Origin of the sequence: Pacificoceanicola algae, assembly GCF_049341065.1 — a bacterium.
Lineage (GTDB): Bacteria > Pseudomonadota > Alphaproteobacteria > Rhodobacterales > Rhodobacteraceae > Pacificoceanicola.
Genome location: NZ_JBMPIX010000028.1, coordinates 35,238 through 51,722, shown reverse-complemented (window position 1 = coordinate 51,722; position 16,485 = coordinate 35,238). Strand labels below are relative to the sequence as shown.

The 16,485-nt window shown below is 56.4% G+C and carries 16 protein-coding genes; 13 read left to right on the top strand and 3 right to left on the bottom strand.

All coding sequences use genetic code 11. The annotated features are described in order from the left end of the window. The first annotated feature begins 99 nt into the window (after positions 1–99). The 3 genes from ACOYQJ_RS23275 to ACOYQJ_RS23265 all read left to right on the top strand — a co-directional run bounded on the left by ACOYQJ_RS23275 (position 100) and on the right by ACOYQJ_RS23265 (position 2,868). Positions 100–759: a plasmid pRiA4b ORF-3 family protein gene (locus ACOYQJ_RS23275; protein WP_037239049.1), complete on the top strand. Its 660-nt coding sequence runs from the start codon at positions 100–102 to the stop codon at positions 757–759. 120 nt (positions 760–879) lie between these two features. Then, the gene (locus ACOYQJ_RS23270) at positions 880–1,461 is read left to right on the top strand and encodes a recombinase family protein (protein WP_037239051.1); all 582 of its coding nucleotides are present in this window, start codon (positions 880–882) and stop codon (positions 1,459–1,461) included. Between the two features lie 21 nt (positions 1,462–1,482). Beyond that, a complete protein-coding gene (locus tag ACOYQJ_RS23265; RefSeq protein WP_037239053.1) occupies positions 1,483–2,868 on the top strand; it encodes an ISKra4 family transposase in 1,386 nt (461 codons plus the stop codon). 12 nt (positions 2,869–2,880) lie between these two features. Here the strand turns inward: ACOYQJ_RS23265 and ACOYQJ_RS23260 are convergent, their stop codons facing one another. Both ACOYQJ_RS23260 and ACOYQJ_RS23255 read right to left on the bottom strand, forming a co-directional pair. Further along, on the bottom strand, positions 2,881–3,414 hold the full coding sequence (locus ACOYQJ_RS23260; RefSeq protein ID WP_422908299.1) for an FAD:protein FMN transferase: 534 nt from the start codon (positions 3,412–3,414) through the stop codon (positions 2,881–2,883). Continuing rightward, positions 3,411–5,474 (bottom strand): 4Fe-4S binding protein, encoded by a 2,064-nt coding sequence (locus ACOYQJ_RS23255; RefSeq protein WP_422908298.1) that lies wholly within the window; start codon positions 5,472–5,474, stop codon positions 3,411–3,413. Before ACOYQJ_RS23255 ends, ACOYQJ_RS23260 begins: the two co-directional genes overlap by 4 nt. 199 nt (positions 5,475–5,673) lie before the next feature. Here ACOYQJ_RS23255 and pqqA (ACOYQJ_RS23250) point away from each other — a divergent pair, with 199 nt between their 5' ends. From pqqA (ACOYQJ_RS23250) to ACOYQJ_RS23215, 8 genes are all read left to right on the top strand, one after another. Next, positions 5,674–5,781: a pyrroloquinoline quinone precursor peptide PqqA gene (gene pqqA / locus ACOYQJ_RS23250; RefSeq protein ID WP_170537497.1), complete on the top strand. Its 108-nt coding sequence runs from the start codon at positions 5,674–5,676 to the stop codon at positions 5,779–5,781. 26 nt (positions 5,782–5,807) lie between these two features. After that, complete coding sequence (gene pqqB, locus ACOYQJ_RS23245; protein WP_303958681.1) at positions 5,808–6,695, top strand: pyrroloquinoline quinone biosynthesis protein PqqB; 888 nt, start codon at positions 5,808–5,810, stop codon at positions 6,693–6,695. Then, positions 6,692–7,420 carry a pyrroloquinoline-quinone synthase PqqC gene (gene pqqC / locus ACOYQJ_RS23240; protein WP_303958683.1) on the top strand — a complete coding sequence of 243 codons (729 nt, stop codon included), beginning with the start codon at positions 6,692–6,694 and terminating at the stop codon, positions 7,418–7,420. The genes pqqB and pqqC overlap by 4 nt, the downstream gene beginning before the upstream one ends. Beyond that, positions 7,417–7,704, top strand: a complete 288-nt coding sequence (gene pqqD, locus ACOYQJ_RS23235; protein WP_303958685.1) for a pyrroloquinoline quinone biosynthesis peptide chaperone PqqD — start codon at positions 7,417–7,419, stop codon at positions 7,702–7,704. The genes pqqC and pqqD overlap by 4 nt, the downstream gene beginning before the upstream one ends. Next, entirely contained in the window at positions 7,701–8,777 is a 1,077-nt protein-coding gene (pqqE, locus tag ACOYQJ_RS23230; protein WP_303958687.1) for a pyrroloquinoline quinone biosynthesis protein PqqE, read from the top strand. Before pqqD ends, pqqE begins: the two co-directional genes overlap by 4 nt. Before the next feature lie 115 nt (positions 8,778–8,892). After that, on the top strand, positions 8,893–10,959 hold the full coding sequence (locus ACOYQJ_RS23225; protein ID WP_303958689.1) for a 4Fe-4S binding protein: 2,067 nt from the start codon (positions 8,893–8,895) through the stop codon (positions 10,957–10,959). Next, positions 10,956–11,795: an FAD:protein FMN transferase gene (locus ACOYQJ_RS23220; RefSeq protein ID WP_303958691.1), complete on the top strand. Its 840-nt coding sequence runs from the start codon at positions 10,956–10,958 to the stop codon at positions 11,793–11,795. Before ACOYQJ_RS23225 ends, ACOYQJ_RS23220 begins: the two co-directional genes overlap by 4 nt. A 315-nt stretch (positions 11,796–12,110) precedes the next feature. Next, complete coding sequence (locus ACOYQJ_RS23215; RefSeq protein WP_303958693.1) at positions 12,111–13,037, top strand: LysR family transcriptional regulator; 927 nt, start codon at positions 12,111–12,113, stop codon at positions 13,035–13,037. 155 nt (positions 13,038–13,192) lie between these two features. On the opposite strand, the gene pqqA (ACOYQJ_RS23210) is transcribed toward ACOYQJ_RS23215, so the two are convergent. Further along, the gene (gene pqqA, locus ACOYQJ_RS23210) at positions 13,193–13,294 is read right to left on the bottom strand and encodes a pyrroloquinoline quinone precursor peptide PqqA (RefSeq protein ID WP_303958695.1); all 102 of its coding nucleotides are present in this window, start codon (positions 13,292–13,294) and stop codon (positions 13,193–13,195) included. Positions 13,295–13,689: 395 nt separating this feature from the next. Between pqqA (ACOYQJ_RS23210) and ACOYQJ_RS23205 the strand changes: the two genes are divergently transcribed. Together ACOYQJ_RS23205 and ACOYQJ_RS23200 are read left to right on the top strand one after the other, a co-directional pair. Further along, positions 13,690–14,142: a (2Fe-2S)-binding protein gene (locus ACOYQJ_RS23205; RefSeq protein WP_422908297.1), complete on the top strand. Its 453-nt coding sequence runs from the start codon at positions 13,690–13,692 to the stop codon at positions 14,140–14,142. A 4-nt stretch (positions 14,143–14,146) separates the two neighbouring features. After that, positions 14,147–16,447: a xanthine dehydrogenase family protein molybdopterin-binding subunit gene (locus tag ACOYQJ_RS23200; protein ID WP_303958699.1), complete on the top strand. Its 2,301-nt coding sequence runs from the start codon at positions 14,147–14,149 to the stop codon at positions 16,445–16,447. Positions 16,448–16,485 lie beyond the last annotated feature (38 nt).

Genomic DNA, 16,485 nt, shown 5'->3' with positions numbered 1-16,485 from the left:
TAATGAAGTTTATGTTAAATACCATGATTGCTGGTCTGGGAGAGTACCGTAAAGTGTGGGGCAGTTGAATTTTGGGATTGATGCTGGCAAGGATTTTGGATGTCATCCGCTTCTCCAATCTATCAGCTAAAGGTACGCCTTCTTGGGTTGAGCCCGATGATCTGGCGGCGTGTTTTGGTATCGGATTCGACGACACTGCGTGAACTGCACGGCATTCTTCAGGTTGCGATGGGCTGGGAGGGCATTCATCTGTTCCTCTTCGAGGTTCACGCGGTACAATACGGCTCGTTGGAGTTGCATGCTGGAAACCCGGATGTATCCTTGCAGCAGTTTGGGTTCCGCGAGAACGAACGATTTTCCTACGTTTACGATATGGGGAATAACTGGGAACACGAAATTCGTGTTGAAGCGATTAATCCGCCACCAAAGAAAACCTATCCGGCCTGCATAGGCGGTTCCGGAGCCTGCCCGCCTGAAGATTGCGGTGGTGTATATGGGTATCTTGAACGGCGGGATGAGGCTGACGGCTATGATGCCTGGAATGACATGGGCGTCATGGTTGGTTTCCTTGAAGATGTTGTAGCAGCGAACGCCCCCAATCGGCCGGTATCTGATTTCATGTCTGACGAGGTGGAAGCTGCGATGGAACGGATGGTTGCTCGCAAGCCGTTCGTCGACGGGAAATTCTCACGGGGTGCTGTGAACAAGCGGTTTCGATCCGGAGATCATCGCGACCTGATGCGCCAGCAGATGTGGTAAGGGCCGTCCGAAATGGTTCGGTTCCGGACAGGGCGTAATGATCTGTCCATAAATTATCTTGAACCTGTATCGAACAGGCGTATTATTTTGGACAACATTTCCGGACAGAATTGCAATGCTGTGACCAGAACATTCGCCTACGCCAGAGTATCGACCGTCGAACAGGACCCCGAAAACCAGATCCGGGAGATCGCTGCCGCAGGATTTGCGGTGGAGCCACACCGGATCATTACCGAAACGGTTTCCGGCTCACAGGCCATCGCACAGCGGAAGGGATTTGCGCGTCTTCTGGACAAGATGGAGCGTGGCGATGTTCTTGTCGTGACTAAGCTGGACCGGCTGGGGCGCGATGCGATCGATGTCAGTACGACCGTGGCCAAGCTGGAAGTCTTGGGCATCCGTGTGCATTGCCTCGCCTTGGGCGGCGTGGATCTGACCAGTTCTGCGGGCAAGCTGACGATGGGTGTGATCAACGCAGTTGCCCAGTTCGAGCGAGACCTTCTGATCGAACGCACGCAATCGGGGCTGGCGCGTGCGAAAGCGCAAGGCAAAACACTGGGGCGCCCATCAACCCTTTCGGCTGATCAGCAGGCGCTGGTCCGCGAAAAGATTGCCAATGGCGCGACAGTTTCCTCCATCGCACGCGAAATGGGCACCAGTCGGCAGACAATCATGCGGGCGAGAGATTCAGAACCAATATAATCAAGCAGGCAGACCCCGAAGATGGATATCGAAATCAGCGTCACAATAACTGCGCCAGATGGCACCGCTCACACGGATAGGATCGCCGCATTCTCCAAGGGCATTGAGGCTGCTGGTGACATCGGCCTGTCCATAGAGGAAGGCAAAGCCGTTCTTTTGGGCATCCAGCGGAAAGTTGTTGCCGCGCAATGCGAAGCGTTTTGTATCCAACGTGCCCGCTGTACGTGCTGTGATCGAAAGCTTCGTGGCAAAGGGCGCCGGCAAATTCGATACCGGACGGTCTTCGGTGACATCGCCGTTGAAAGTCCGCGCTTCTATTCCTGCCAGTGCCACAATGGTCCAGCCAAAACTTTCAGTCCTCTGAACGAACTTTTGCCCGACCATATCGCCCCGGAGTTGCTCTGGCTTGAGACGAAATGGGCTTCGCTTGTATCTTTCGGGGTCACGACTAACCTGCTGAAAGATGTCCTGCCGATTGATATGAGGCTAAATCCAGACACCATCCGCAGACATCTGGGGCGTGTGGCCACGCGGATGGAGGCCGAACTTTCTGATGAGCGTTACAGTTTCATTGAAACCAGTCCCCACCAGCGCGCCCAGCTTCCCAACCCTGAGGGCCAAATCACCGTCGGTATCGACGGTGGCTATGTTCGGTCTCGCGACGCGGGTCAGTCGCATTTCGAGGTCACCGTCGGCAAATCCATCCCCACAGATCGCCCGAGCCGCTATCTTGGGCTTGTCCAAAGTCATGATGACAAGCCCAAGCGGCGACTGCATGAAGTTTTGAAGGATCAGGGTTGGCAGGAAAACCATCCAGTGACATTCATGACTGACGGTGGAGACACCGTCATCCACATGGCGCGACACATGGCACCTTCCTCTGAGCATATCCTGGATTGGTTCCACATCACCATGCGCATCACCGTCATGCAGCAATACGTCAAAGGGCTTGCGCATCACAATCCCGCAGAGGCCGAAGCCATTGCCCGCCTGCTGCGCCAGATCAAAGGGTTCCTTTGGAATGGCAACCTTCACAATGGTCAGGCAGCGATCGAAGACCTTGTCATCGATCTGGAAGTTGTCGAGACGGACTATGCCAGCATCAAGGCACTTCGGAAGGCGGCGTCCGAGTTCGAGACCTACATCGCCAACAACGCCTTGATGATCCCGAACTATGCGGAAAGACGACGGTACGGTGAACGCGTTTCAACCGGCTTTGTCGAAAGCACCGTCAACACCGTTGTTGGAAAGCGCTTCGGCAAGCGGCAGCAAATGCGCTGGTCAAAACGAGGCGCGCACCTCATGCTGCAAACCCGAACCAGAGCCCTCGATGGCACCCTGCGCGCCAAGTTCGAGCAATGGCATCCGGCGTTGAAGCCTTCGTCCGAAACCGAAATGGCTGCATGATTGCCCCACACTTTACGGTACTCTCCAACCCGCCTGACGCAGCACTTCTGTGACCAAATCTGTGGCATAGCCCTGTGCGATACCATTCAGCGTCAACGCCTGACCTGAATCCAAAGCAATATGATCAGGTGAAATCCGAACGCGGTCCCAACCAAGAGTTTTCCGAGCAGCTTCGAGATCTCCATTCTGTGCCGCTGCCTGCCATATGGGTTGAACGGTCGGATCAAAACGCCCGTCAGTCTGCCGGTATGCGCGATCGCAGGCCCGCAGCAACCTAAGCATTTCGGGCGCCGGTGCCTTCAGGTGACCAAAACGGTTCAACTGAGACAAATCGGATTCCGGGCGGTAGAGGCTGAACAGTGCCTCGCAGCGTCCAAGCTCGGCTCGGACGCGGGCAATGGCGGGTTCAGCAACCTCGGGAGGAGCGTCAAAGGTTAAGCTGACCTCCGCGCCCAAGGCGTAGCCGTACCATTTTGTGGGCTGGGCAACCGCCGGTGTGGTCAGCGCAGCAGCAGAGATGGCAAGGAAGCGGCGACGGTTTATCATTCGGCGGCGACCTCTCTGTCTCGGCGTCGGGCAGCGACAATCAAAGGCACGCATTTCGTGCTGTCGTCATGGATCGAAACGCAGTCAAGGCATTGAAAGCATTCGTCATATTGGATACGCCCACTTTTGGCGATGGCTCCGTATTTGCATTTGACCTTGCACAATTGGCAGGGAGAGCCGCATTCCGCACGCCGGTCGATCCAATCCCGACCGCGTACCAAGCCGCCAATCGCCATGAAAGCCCCAAGCGGGCAGACATAGCGGCAAAACCCCTTGAACAGCACCATGCCCAGAAAAACCCATCCCACCGCATAGGCCACGTAATACCATTCCCGCACAAAGAAGGTGGTGACCGCAGTCTTGAAAGGCTCGATCTCGGTGGCCTTGTCCACCTGATCGGGGGCGATAAGCACAACACCTACAAGGCCCGCGAGGATGACGTATTTCAACCATTTCAGACGCCTGTCCCAGGCCTCGGACGGTTCAATCTGCGGCAGGCGAAGGGTTTTGCCCAGGTGGTGCGCGAATTCCTGCAACGCGCCGAAAGGACAGAGCCATCCGCAGAACAGCCCTCGGCCCCATGCGATGAAACCGGCGATGGACACCGCCCAGATCAGCAGGGAAAACGGGTCATACAGCAGGAATGCGAAACTGCCGCCTTCGACTGCTGTTCTGAGTGTTCCAAGAACGGTGACGATGGAAAGCTGCCCCTGTCCCCACCATCCGACAAAACCGATAACAACGGCCAGCACGCCCAAGCGGATCGGGGTAAACAAAGGCTGTGCCGCCAGTGCATTCATGCGAAAGGTAAGCGCGACAACGAGGCCGGTCAGGAAAACCCCTAGAACGATCATGTCGCCCTGACGGTTGCGCAATGCCTCAAGCCACGGCGGGACCGGCGTGATCTGAACAGGGCGCGCAAAGAACCGCTCGGGCGTGACATGGGGCACGTCCAGAGTGACCGACCCCGTTTCGGGCTGGAACATGCCGTGTTCGCGCACAGCCAGCACCTTCAGAACCCAATCGCGTGAGGGGTCAAAGCCCAACCTGCGGTCCGTGCGCAGGATCATGGCGGTGCCGTCCGGCAGACCGTCGGCCAACTCCACGAAAAGATCGGCATCGCGCAGGGCAACCGGAAAGCCGTCCTGTTCCGCCGACAGCCAGTCAGGTGCTGTATTGCGCACGAATTCTTCGCTGACCAGACCGTGGCGCGCGGTTTCAATCACCAGGATCGGTTCATCATTGTCCGAAATTTCCAGAAAACTCTGGAGGTCATCGAAACTGTCCTCGGCAAGCGCGGCGCGGGCGATGGAGGTGGGGCCCAGATCGACGACCCAGATGTCCAAGTATGGTTCATCCGGAAATTCCTGCGCTTCTGGGTCGTCATCCGCCCACAAGGTGCCTGCGAACAGGGCGTCGACCTGCGCGTTGGTGTAGGTCTTGCGCGTGACGATTCCCTGATCGACCAGATCCTGCCAGGTCAAATCCTCTCGGTACTCGGGGTCGGGAAAGGCGGGCGGCCCGGTCGCCAGACCCTGCATCTTTTCACGGGCCACTGCCAGCGCAGCTCCCATAACGGATTCGTGGGCAATACGCACGCTGGCTGTCGCTTTGGTGACGCCATCCAGATAAACAAGCTGTGAACCCGCCGCCGCATCGCCATAGGGCGTTCCCACCACAATCGAATCCGAAATTGATAGCCCGCCGTATTGTTCAAAGAACTTGTGAAACGGGGCCTCACCCAGACCCGAGACAAAGATCGGCTCATTGTGTTCGATCAGTTGGACGTCCAGAAAGCGACCCTCAAGGTCCAGCACCACCAGCATGTTGATCGGTGCGCCCGAAAACCCTGGCAAGGGGGCTAAAGGCTCGGATTCAAATACATATCCAGCCTCACTGCCGCCGGAATTAAGCAGGCTGTAAACGCCATCATCGTTCAGCGCATCGCCTAGTGAAAACGGGGCGCGGATATAGGTTTCGATCTGCTCACGCGGGAAAGGCTCTGCCCGAACCGACAGGCAGTTGAGAAGCAAAAACACAAGTAGCAGGATCGCGCGCATGAGCGTGAGAGTATATTTCCCCCCGCAGCCGTGACATTCGACGAAAGTCCTAAGTCCCGCCTCTACGACCCCAAGACTATTGACGCAGCCATCCCGACCCTCAACATTGCATTCCATCCTTACGACCAAAGCAGCATTTTCTGAAAATCACGCCGGTTGTAGGTTTCAAACAACGCCAGTCAATCACCGGGAGGATACTATGACCTGGAGTACACCGAAGCTGAAGGAAGTGAATTGCGGCATGGAGATAAACATGTATTCTCCGTCCGAGGATGAAGGCCGCGAGCACGAGCGCGACCTGTTCTGATCACGTAAACTCAGCGGAGGCCCAAAGTGCACTTTCTAGTTCTTGGGGCTTCTGCAGGTGGCGGTTTGCCACAATGGAACTGTGGTTGCCGGAATTGCGAGGACGCCCGTAAGGGGAAAATCCCGCCCTCCGGCCAATCCTCTTTGGCAGTTTCCCCGGATGGCCTGAACTGGAGCATCCTGAACGCCTCGCCCGATATTCGCCAGCAGATGCTGGACAGCCCCAAAATGCACCCCCGCGCGCTGCGCGACACGCCTGTGGCCTCTGTCCTGCTGACCAACGGGGATATCGACCATATCGCCGGGCTGCTCAGCCTGCGTGAACAGACCCCGTTTACCCTGTTTGCCACGGGCGATATTTTGGATGTTCTGTCCGACAACCGGATATTCGATGCGGTCAATCGCGAGAAAGTGGGCCGTCGGCAGATTGCCCTCGGCGATGAATTCAAGCTTCAGGAAGGGTTGCGGGCGCAGCTTTTTGCGGTTCCTGGCAAGGTGCCGCTGTTCATGGAGGGCGACAGCGTCCAGACCGATCTGCTGGGCGAACAGACTGTCGGCGTCCGGCTGACCACCGCAGACAAGACCGCCTATTACATCCCTGGCTGCGCGCAGGTGACCGACGATCTGCTTGCCCGGATTGCAGATGCCGACCAGCTGTTTTTTGACGGCACGCTTTGGGACGATGATGAGATGATCCGCACCGGAACCGGCGTGAAAACCGGGCAGCGCATGGGGCATATCTCGATCAGCGGACCTGAGGGATCGATCGCGCGGCTGAAAGACATCCGCGCGGCCAAAACCTTTATCCACATCAACAACACCAACCCTGTTTTGCAACCTGACAGCTCTGAGCGCGCCTTTGTGGAAACCGCAGGCTGGACTATCGCCTATGACGGACAGGAGATCTCGATATGAGCCGCGACACCCTTGAGGCCCGCCTGCGCCAGATCGGGGCGGAGCGCTATCACGACAAACACCCGTTTCATCACCGGCTGCACAGTGGTCAGTGCACCCCCGATCAGGTGCGCGCTTGGGTGATCAATCGCTGGGCCTACCAAGCGGCAATTCCCATGAAGGATGCCGCCTTTATGTCACGCTGCACCGATCCCGATATCCGGCGTGAGTGGCGATCCCGCATAGAAGACCACGATGGCGGCGTGGCCGAGGGCGGTGGCATCCGGCGCTGGCTGAAACTGGCCGAGGCCGTGGGGCTGGACCCCGACTATGTCGCCTCGGGCCGCGGTATTCTTCCAGCGACCCAATTCGCCGTCGACGCCTATGTGCACTACGTGCGTGAAAAGCCCCTGCTGCAGGCGGTCGCGTCTTCTCTGACCGAGTTGTTTGCCCCGAAAATCCACGAACAGCGGATAGAGGGCCTGTTGCAGCATTACGATTTTGCCAATCCTGACAGCCTGTCCTATTTCCAAAAACGCCTGACCCAAGCGCCTAAGGACGTGGCATTCGGCCTGAACTGGGTTCTGGACCATGCCGACACAGCGGAGAAAGAGGACATGGCCTGCGAAGCGCTGATCTTCAAAACCAACGTGCTGTGGGCGCAGTTGGATGCGCTCTGGTCGGGATATGTGGAGCCGGGCCTGATCCCGCCCGGTGCGTGGAAACCGGGAGAGGGCCTGTTATGACGATTGAGCTGCACCAGACCGACCGTCCCTATCTGCCGCGCGGTGTGCGGGTTCAGCGTGACGCGGTGCGCGACCGCATGGTCCTGCAGGCTCCGGAAAAGGTGATCGAGCTGGACGATATCGGCGTTGCCATCCTGTCACGGGTCGATGGCCAGACCTCGTTTGGCCAGATCGTCACTGATCTTGCCACTACGTACGGCGCACCCGCCGATCAGGTCGAAACCGATGTTCAACGGTTTCTGCAGGCCCTGCGTAGCCGTCTCTATGTGTTGGTGCAGACATGACCGCCCCGCCGCCCATCGCGCTGTTGGCAGAACTCACTCACCGCTGCCCACTCAGCTGCCCCTATTGCAGCAACCCGGTCGAGCTTGAGCGCAAAGAGACCGAGCTGGACACCCAGACCTGGGTGGATGTGTTCCAACAGGCCTTCGATCTCGGCGTTCTGCAACTGCACCTGTCGGGGGGCGAGCCTGCGTCACGCCGCGATCTTGAAGAACTGACAGCCCAGGCCGCCCGCATCGGGCTCTACACCAATCTGATCACGTCGGGCATTGGACTGACGCCCAAGCGGTTGGATCGGCTTGAGGCGGCCGGGCTGGACCATATTCAATTGTCCCTTCAAGGCACCAACCAAGAGTTGGCAGACCGGATTGGCGGCTATCGCGGAGGCTTTGAGCGCAAAATGGCCATCGCCAAAGAGATCGGCGCGCGCGGCATCCCGCTAACACTGAATGCGGTCATGCACCGACAGAATCTGGATGATCTGGACCGCACCATCGAAATGGCGGTTGAGCTTGGCGCCCGGCGGCTTGAAGTTGCGTGTGTCCAATTTCACGGCTGGGCTCTGTCCAACCGCGCTGCCTTGCTGCCGACGCGTGAACAAACACAGGCTGTAAAGGAATCCGTCGCCGAGGCCAGTCGCCGGCTAAGAGGGGTTCTTGCCTTTGATTTCGTACCGCCGGATTACTACTCGGACTATCCCAAGGCCTGTATGGGCGGCTGGGGATCGACCGGTTTGAATGTCACACCAAATGGAACCGTTTTACCTTGCCATGCCGCACAAACGATCACCCATCTGAAGTTTGCAAACGTGCGGGATGAACATTTGTCCGATATTTGGTACAACAGCACCGCCTTTAACGCGTACCGAGGCACTGACTGGATGCCCGAGCCCTGTCAGAGTTGTGACCGTAAGGAAATAGACTTCGGAGGCTGCCGGTGTCAGGCCATGGCTTTGGCCCATGATGCCGAAGCAACAGACCCCGTATGCAAAAAGTCACCTGTGCATGATCGAGTCCGAGAAGTGCTGGACACTTTGCCCGGAACCACTGACCAGGATTTTATCTACCGCAAGTAACCGATCGCCGTATGGCGGCACCCAGCAGACCAGATCAGCCGGTTTGGTATAGGTTCGAGCAATAGCCAAACACCTCGCGGTTCTCAGTATTGAGTCAGCCCTATACGATCCTCGTATGCGGCGATTCCTGTTTGTTCTTCTAATTGCTTCTGTACTGACGCCCGCCTTCGGTCTCAATGCCGAACCGATGAAACGGCCGGAGCTATCTGCTTTGGTGATACCACCTTACAAGCTGGGTCAGCCAGTGAACGACAAAGGTGTCTATACAATCGTCAATACAGCGGGTGTGGATGCGGGGTACATCTTTGAGACCTTTCCGCTGGCTCCGATTCCAGGCTTTTCCGGCGCGCCGATCAATATGTTGGTGACGTTGGACTTGGAAACGAACATCTTAGATGTGCGCCTGCTTGATCATAGCGAACCGATTTTCAAGTCGGGTATCGGAGAAGCGGCATTCCACAAGTATTTCGAACAATATAAGGGCCGTTCGATAACCACTCCAATGGTTGTCGGGGCGCCGTTTGACGATCAAGGGACAGCGCCGGGGCAAGTGAAGCTCCACGGGATTGCACGGGCTACAGCCTCGGTCAGGATTGCCCATGAAAGCCTTATGGGTGCGGCGATGTCAGTGGCACGGGAAAAGATGCAGGGTGTTCGCCTGGGACCGCCCCCAGTTGCCGTTGAAACCGACGACGTGTTGAGTTGGGCTCAATTGGTGGAGCAAGGGATTGTCCAGCGATTCCAAGTAACAAATGGACAATTGCAAGAGGCATTTGCGGGAACGATCTGGGCCGAGAGCGATAGCCAGGCAGAGGCAGCGCTTGATGCCTTGTTTATTGATCTCTGGATCGTCGATATCAGTCCACCCGCCATAGCAAGGGCAGCTTTGTCCCAGATCACGCAGTCTGAATTGGCACGGCTCTCTGAATTATTCGAAAACGATGAACTTCTACTTGTCATCGAAGCAGGACGCCACGGGTTGGTCGGCGACGGGTTTGTACCCAGCGGTGCGCCCGATCTGTTGAAATTGTCACAAGGTGGGTTTCCTGTCTCAGTGAAAGACGCCGATATCACGCTTGTTCCCCATGCGGACGCACCGGCTGGAAAGGGGATGATCCTGCGTGTCGACCGGCGGTTGGGTTTCGATCCGACCGAAGATTGGAAGCTCGAGTTGCTGGCGATCCGCGAGAGCCGGTCGATCATGCCTCAAATCGGTGAGGCTGCGTTTTCCGTCACCCACAAGACCCCGGAACGGTTCTTTGAAAGGCCCGAGATAGTTCGCCCCACTCCGCCCTGGTTAGAAGCACTCATTACCCGCAAAGAGGACCTTATTGGTCTAAGCCTGTTCCTCGTTGGGTTGATCGCAGTCTTGGCCTTGAAGCAAAACCGTTTGGCAGGGCTGCGAACCTTTACACCGATCCGGTTAACGGTGCTGGCGGGAATGACCGGGTTTGTAGGTTGGTGGGGACAAGGGCAACTATCCATTGTCACACCTTTGGCGGTGATACGGGCGGCCGTCGACGAAGGGTCTTTTGCGTTTCTGCTGTACGACCCATTTTCGCTGCTGGTCTGGATTGCTGCCATTGGCGGCTTTGTCTGGTGGGGAAGGGGATTGTTTTGTGGCTGGCTCTGCCCGTTTGGGGCTCTTCAGGAATTTGCGGCCAAGATTGCAGCGCCGCTGAAGCTGCCGCAAGTCACGCCCTCTCCGGTATGGGACAAGCGCTTGCGAAAACTCAAATACTGGGTCCTTGCAAGTATGGTTGTCGTCGTGATCTATGACCCCGCACAGGTGGACGTCGTGTCCGAGATTGAACCGTTCAAGACCGCAATCACCGTCTATTTCGACCGCGAATGGTGGTTTGTCGCCTATGCTGTGTTCTGGTTGGTTTTGTCTATGGTGCTGTTCAAAGGCTTCTGCCGTTACGTCTGTCCTCTGGGGGCGGTGATGGCCATTGGTGGTCTCTTACGCCAAAGGGACTGGATCGCACGGCGGGTAGAATGCGGTAGCCCATGTCAACTTTGCCGCGTGAAGTGCCGCTATGGGGCAATACAGAAATCTGGCGAGATCCTCTATGATGAGTGTTTTCAGTGTTTGGATTGCGTGAAAATCCATGACGACGATGCTCAATGTGTGCCTCTGGTCCTTGCGGCCCGCGCCCGCGACCGCATTGAAGCAGCATGAAAAGGAGGCGTTTTATTGCGATTGCTGCTGCAGCCGTTGCAGCCCCGGCAACATCGGTCGCGCAGACCCGTTGGCAGGGATTGGCATTGGGAGCCGAAGCTCAGATCACGCTGCGGGGACCAGGCGGCGACGCGGCATTGGATTACGCTCTTTCAGTTCTGCGTGCGGCTGAGTCCGAATTCAGTCTCTATCGAACTGACAGTTCACTCTCACGTTTGAACAATGCCGGAACTCTGCGACCTTCAAGCCAGTTTAGAGCGTTGATCGAGCTGTGTGACCGCCTTTATCGTGGTACAAATGGTTTGTTTGACCCGACTGTACAGACGCTCTGGGCTGCACTGGCAAAAGGGAGCGATAGTGCAGCGGCGGCGAAACAAGTCGGTTGGGACCGTGTGAAGATGGGTGGCGTTGTTTCATTGGGCCCAGGTCAGAGCCTGACGTTGAACGGGATCGCCCAGGGTTATGTCACAGATCTGGTAAGTGCAGCCCTGGCCAAAGCTGGATTCGGCGAAACACTTGTTAATATAGGCGAATTCCGTGCCGGGAATGCTGATTGGGAAATCGGCGTCAGCACTCCTGATGGTGCGATGCTCGACAAAGTTACTCTGTCGCAAAGGGCGCTTGCAGTGTCATCGACAAACGGCACGATGATTGGTGGGCGTAGCCATATCCTGAACGCGAGGGGCCGCAAACCGCAATGGGACACTGTTGCGGTGTTAGCCCCCACAGCAGCTTTGGCAGATGGGTTATCAACCGCGCTATGCCTTGCAGAAGAGGCTGAGATGTCTCAGATCGCCGCTGCATTTCCCATGATTGAAATCCGCCGCTGGCGATAATCTTAAGCTCCGGGTCACGACACTTTGCCACGCCGAATGCGGGGATCTGGTGATGGGAGTCAGTTTGAACCCATCGCAAAAGGATTGGTAATACCAAAATGGTTGACCACTCCGTATTTGACAGCTTATAATCTGCGTTCCGGAAGTTGACTGAAGCGAACCATGAAACTTGACCACAATAAGCGATCAAGGGGCCGACTCCTGACGTTCAATACCGGGGCCGTGCATTCTCTGGTGGGGCCAATGAATGTGCCCATGCAAGAGCAACGGGGTGATCCTGAGTCAAGCGTTCCTGACCCGACATAAGACATTGATATGGACATCAAACAGTTCACTTATTTTTCGGTTATTGCAAAGTCTTCGTCCTTGTCCGAAGCATCTCAGATCCTTGGCGTTTCTCAGCCGTCTTTGTCGCAGATCGTCCAGAGGATGGAAAATGAACTGAACGTCACATTGGTGGTCCGTTCACCGCGGGGAATCTCGCTGACAGAAGAGGGCGAAGTTTTGCTGAGGCACGCCCATCGGATATGCCGCGAATTCGAACGCTGTATGGGCTCGATGAAGGATTTGGCAAGTGCAGCCGCTGGTCAGGTTAGTTTCGGCATGCCGCCTTCCGTCACGATGGTATTGGCGACCCCTCTGGTTGAAACAGTGCGCCTCGAATTGTCGGATGTGCAGTTGAAAGTCATCGAAGCAATCAGCGGGTATTTTGTGCCTTGGCTCGAAGAGGGCATTGTTGACGTGGCGATGCTCTACCACACTGATGGAATTGAACATCTGGAAACAAGGCACATTTTAGACGAACAGCTGTATTTTTGTTCGGCACCAGATGCCTGGCCATTCGACTTTACGCCGGAGAACGGAGTCGCGTTCAAACAGCTTGAAAATGTCGACATGGTTCTACCGTCAATTGGATTCCGAAAGACGATCCAAAACTACGAAAGAGAATTTGGCGTCAAGCTAAACGTGGTGCAGGAAATGGACGCGCTGCGACAGCTTATCGAACTTGTCACCCGAGGATCAGCCTATGGGATTTTTACAGCCTCCGCCGTCAACACTTTTTACAATCGCGGTGAGTTGATCCGGGCACCGATCATTGATCCCTTATTGGTGCTTCCGGTCTATCTCGTTTGGCCAAAAGATGGAAAGAAAACACGCGCCTGCCGCGCCGTGGAAGAGCTTACACTTGAAATCATTCGGGAACTGGTTGATCGAGGTTTTTGGGAGGCCAAACTGATCTGATCCCCCCTTTGCACTACCCAACCTAGGAGAGCCGCTTACCCTTCCGTTTTGGTGCGGCCTTTGGTTGTTTGCCAAACTCTCTGCGGGATCTGCAATCGGAGGCGCGCAAACGTCATGTTGGCCCGAGTTTCTTCCTGCTCCCAAACTCGCTTAGCTTAGAACAGGTCGTGATCCCGTTCATTATCATCTGCCGGGGCGTACATATTGATTTCCATGCCGCAAGCAACTTCCTTCAGTATGGGTTTTTGCCAAGCCATTTTTCATTCTCCTTGTAAGCCTTCTCACCGGAAACAGTAGCGAGTGTTCCTTGGTTGGGAAGGGTAAAAAATAGGGTATAGACCTTTTGGAGGCGACCCGCATCCGTAGCCTATACCCACTATAGGTCGCCGCAATACATCCCATTGATCAAACGAATATCCCAAGGGCTTCATAAAGATAAGTCTTTGAATTGAAGCCCGGTTGTTCAACCATCCTCTGTGTTCACGGGAATGCGTGCAATGGAGGAGCGGCGCAACTTGGGGACCTGTGATCGCGTTTCCGGTTTCCAAGTACTGAGGGGTCTGTGAGCTGTGACTTGGAACCATCGCTTATTTAGTCACTGAATTGGCGCCCAGCCCGAACAGTATATCCGGGCGGCGTGGGAGGAGCGAAGATGAAAAGCCTAACGATAAATGGGGCTGAGTCCGAATTGGACGCGCCCGACGATATGCCGCTGCTGTGGGCGATCCGCGATATCGCGGGACTTAACGGCACTAAATATGGCTGCGGGGTCGGTTTGTGCGGAGCCTGCACGGTGCATGTGGATGGCGTAGCGCAGCGGTCGTGCCAGATGACAGTGGGTGAGGCTGTTGGCAAGTCGATCACCACCATTGAAGGTCTGGACAGTAACGGCGATCACCCCGTGCAGGAAGCTTGGCGGGACTTGAACGTACCGCAATGCGGCTTCTGTCAATCCGGTCAGATCATGCAGGCAGCATCACTGCTGAAGGAAAACCCCAAACCAACGGATGATGAAATCCTTGCCGCGATGTCGGGCAACGTCTGTCGTTGTGGCTGCTACCAGCGCATCGTCGATGCAGTCCGTCTTGCCAGTTCGGGGGCTTGAGATCATGCTGAAATATATCACACATGCCAAATCCAAGGCGATTGAAACTATCGCCGTTAAAAAAACCAGCCGCCGGGCCTTCTTGGGGGGCACTGCTGTTTTTACCTTGGCAGCTTTTGCCACGAAAGGTCACGCCTTTACCAAATGGGAGCACGGCGGATCTGAAATGCCGGGCGGCGCGGTTGAAGACCCGCTGATCTTTGTCAGCATTGACACCGACGGCACCGTCACTCTGGTCGCACATCGATCAGAAATGGGACAGGGCGCGCGTACCTCGATCCCGATGGTGATGGCCGATGAGATGGAGGCCGACTGGAGCCGCGTAAAGATCGTGCAAGCGGAAGGCGACGAAGCCCGCTACGGCAACCAAAATACCGACGGGTCGCGGTCCTTGCGCCACAACATCCAGGCTGCGCGCAAGATCGGCGGCTCAATTCGCCATATGCTGCAGACGGCGGCGGCTGAAAAATGGGGCGTCGATCCCTCTGCTGTGGTGATCGAGAACCACAAAGCCAGATCGGGTAGCAATTCCGCCGACTTTGGCGAGTTGGCCGAAGCCGCAATGGAAGTTCCGGTGCCTGCGCACGAGGACATACAATATAAGTCTGAGGACCAGTTCAGATATATCGGCAAAGGTGAAGTCCAGATTGTGGATCTGAAAGACATCACCACTGGAGCAGCGGTCTACGGAGCGGATGTCTCGTTGCCTGGAATGAAGGTGGCAGTGGCACTGCGACCACCGGTGGTCGGTGGTAAGATAGTGTCGCACAACGGCGAAGAGGTGGCGGCGAGACCCGGCGTCGTTGGAGTTTACGAGTTGCCGCATTCCATTCCACCCGCAGGGTTTGCGCCTTTGGGTGGAGTAGCTGTTGTTGCAGACAACACCTGGGCCGCGCTTGACGCCAGAGATGCGCTTCAGGTCGAATGGGACGATGGTCCGCACGGTGGCTACAATACAAATAGCTACATGGACGAGATGAAGGCCACGGCGCTGGAGAAAGGTACCGTTCTACGAACCAAGGGCGATCAGGAAAGTGCATTCGCAAACGCTGCTAAAATCGTCGGGCAGACCTATAGCCAGGACCATGTCGCCCACATCCCGATGGAGCCACCGGTGGCTTTGGCCAATTTTTCCGATAACAAATTGGAAGTCTGGGCTCCCGTTCAGCACCCACAGCAGGCCCGCGACGATCTGGCAGCCGCTATGGGTATGGAAGCGACGGATGTCCGGGTCAATGTCACCTTGCTGGGCGGTGGCTTTGGCCGCAAATCCAAAGCCGATTTTGCCACCGAAGCTGCATTGCTGAGTAAAATGGCCGGTGTGCCTGTACGCATGCAATGGACACGTGAAGATGACATCCGTCACTCGTTTTATCATACCGTTTCGGCCGAACGGATTGAGGTTTCGGTGGATGAGAGCAACAAGGTGACCGGCTGGCGGCATAACTCGGTCGCACCTTCACTGATGACGACCTTTGCACCGGATACCGGATACCAGCAGTTCGGGATCGAGCCGGGCATGGGGCTGATCGACGTGCCCTTTGATATTGCCAACATCAGTTGCGAGAACGGACAGGCCATGGCGCATACCCGTTTGGGCTGGTTCCGCTCGGTGTCCAATAACCCACGCGCCTGGGCCATCGGGTCTTTCGTATCCGAACTTGCCAGTGAATTGGGCAAGGATGAACTGACCATGTGGAAAGAACTGATCGGGGCACCACGCACGCTCGATCCGGCGGCCGAGGGTCTGCCGGACGGGTGGTTCAACTACGGCGAGCCGGTAAAAGGGTTCGAAATAAAAACCGGACGGCTGTTGAACTGTCTAGAACAAGCAGCGGATTCGATCGGCTACGGAAAGCCATTGCCCGAAGGTGAAGGGATCGGACTGGCCGCACATCGCAGCTTTGTCAGCTATTGCGGCGCGGCGGCAAGGGTCACGGTTGTAGATGGTGAAATTCGTGTCCCCGAAGTGCACGTGGTACTGGATGCGGGCTTCGTCGCCAATCCCGAACGGGTAGAAAGCCAAATCCAGGGTGCAGTCATCCAGGGTATGTCCAACGCGCTGCATTCGGGGATCACATTCACCGACGGTGCGGTCGATCAAACTAACTACAACGATTACGATGTCGTGCGATCGCCCAACTTCCCCGTCGTGACGACAATCCTTGTCGAGCACCCGTTCTCGGAGCCGCCGACAGGTGTAGGCGAACCTTGCATGCCGCCGATATCGCCTGCCATTGCCAATGGATTGTTTCACGCAACCGGAAAGCGCAACCGGCACATCCCAATGGGACCAAACGCATAAGGCAAGCACCCCACCGACGATCGAAGTTGGAAAATTGG

Coding starts and splice junctions, on each gene's coding strand:
- pqqD (WP_303958685.1), top strand. CDS start 7,417: ATGACGATTGAGCTGCACCAGACCGACCGTCCCTATCTGCCGCGCGGT.
- ACOYQJ_RS23200 (WP_303958699.1), top strand. CDS start 14,147: ATGCTGAAATATATCACACATGCCAAATCCAAGGCGATTGAAACTATC.
- ACOYQJ_RS23225 (WP_303958689.1), top strand. CDS start 8,893: ATGCGGCGATTCCTGTTTGTTCTTCTAATTGCTTCTGTACTGACGCCC.
- ACOYQJ_RS23220 (WP_303958691.1), top strand. CDS start 10,956: ATGAAAAGGAGGCGTTTTATTGCGATTGCTGCTGCAGCCGTTGCAGCC.
- pqqE (WP_303958687.1), top strand. CDS start 7,701: ATGACCGCCCCGCCGCCCATCGCGCTGTTGGCAGAACTCACTCACCGC.
- pqqA (WP_303958695.1), bottom strand. CDS start 13,294: ATGGCTTGGCAAAAACCCATACTGAAGGAAGTTGCTTGCGGCATGGAA.
- ACOYQJ_RS23260 (WP_422908299.1), bottom strand. CDS start 3,414: ATGATAAACCGTCGCCGCTTCCTTGCCATCTCTGCTGCTGCGCTGACC.
- ACOYQJ_RS23275 (WP_037239049.1), top strand. CDS start 100: ATGTCATCCGCTTCTCCAATCTATCAGCTAAAGGTACGCCTTCTTGGG.
- pqqC (WP_303958683.1), top strand. CDS start 6,692: ATGAGCCGCGACACCCTTGAGGCCCGCCTGCGCCAGATCGGGGCGGAG.
- ACOYQJ_RS23265 (WP_037239053.1), top strand. CDS start 1,483: ATGGATATCGAAATCAGCGTCACAATAACTGCGCCAGATGGCACCGCT.
- ACOYQJ_RS23255 (WP_422908298.1), bottom strand. CDS start 5,474: ATGCGCGCGATCCTGCTACTTGTGTTTTTGCTTCTCAACTGCCTGTCG.
- ACOYQJ_RS23215 (WP_303958693.1), top strand. CDS start 12,111: ATGGACATCAAACAGTTCACTTATTTTTCGGTTATTGCAAAGTCTTCG.
- pqqA (WP_170537497.1), top strand. CDS start 5,674: ATGACCTGGAGTACACCGAAGCTGAAGGAAGTGAATTGCGGCATGGAG.
- ACOYQJ_RS23205 (WP_422908297.1), top strand. CDS start 13,690: ATGAAAAGCCTAACGATAAATGGGGCTGAGTCCGAATTGGACGCGCCC.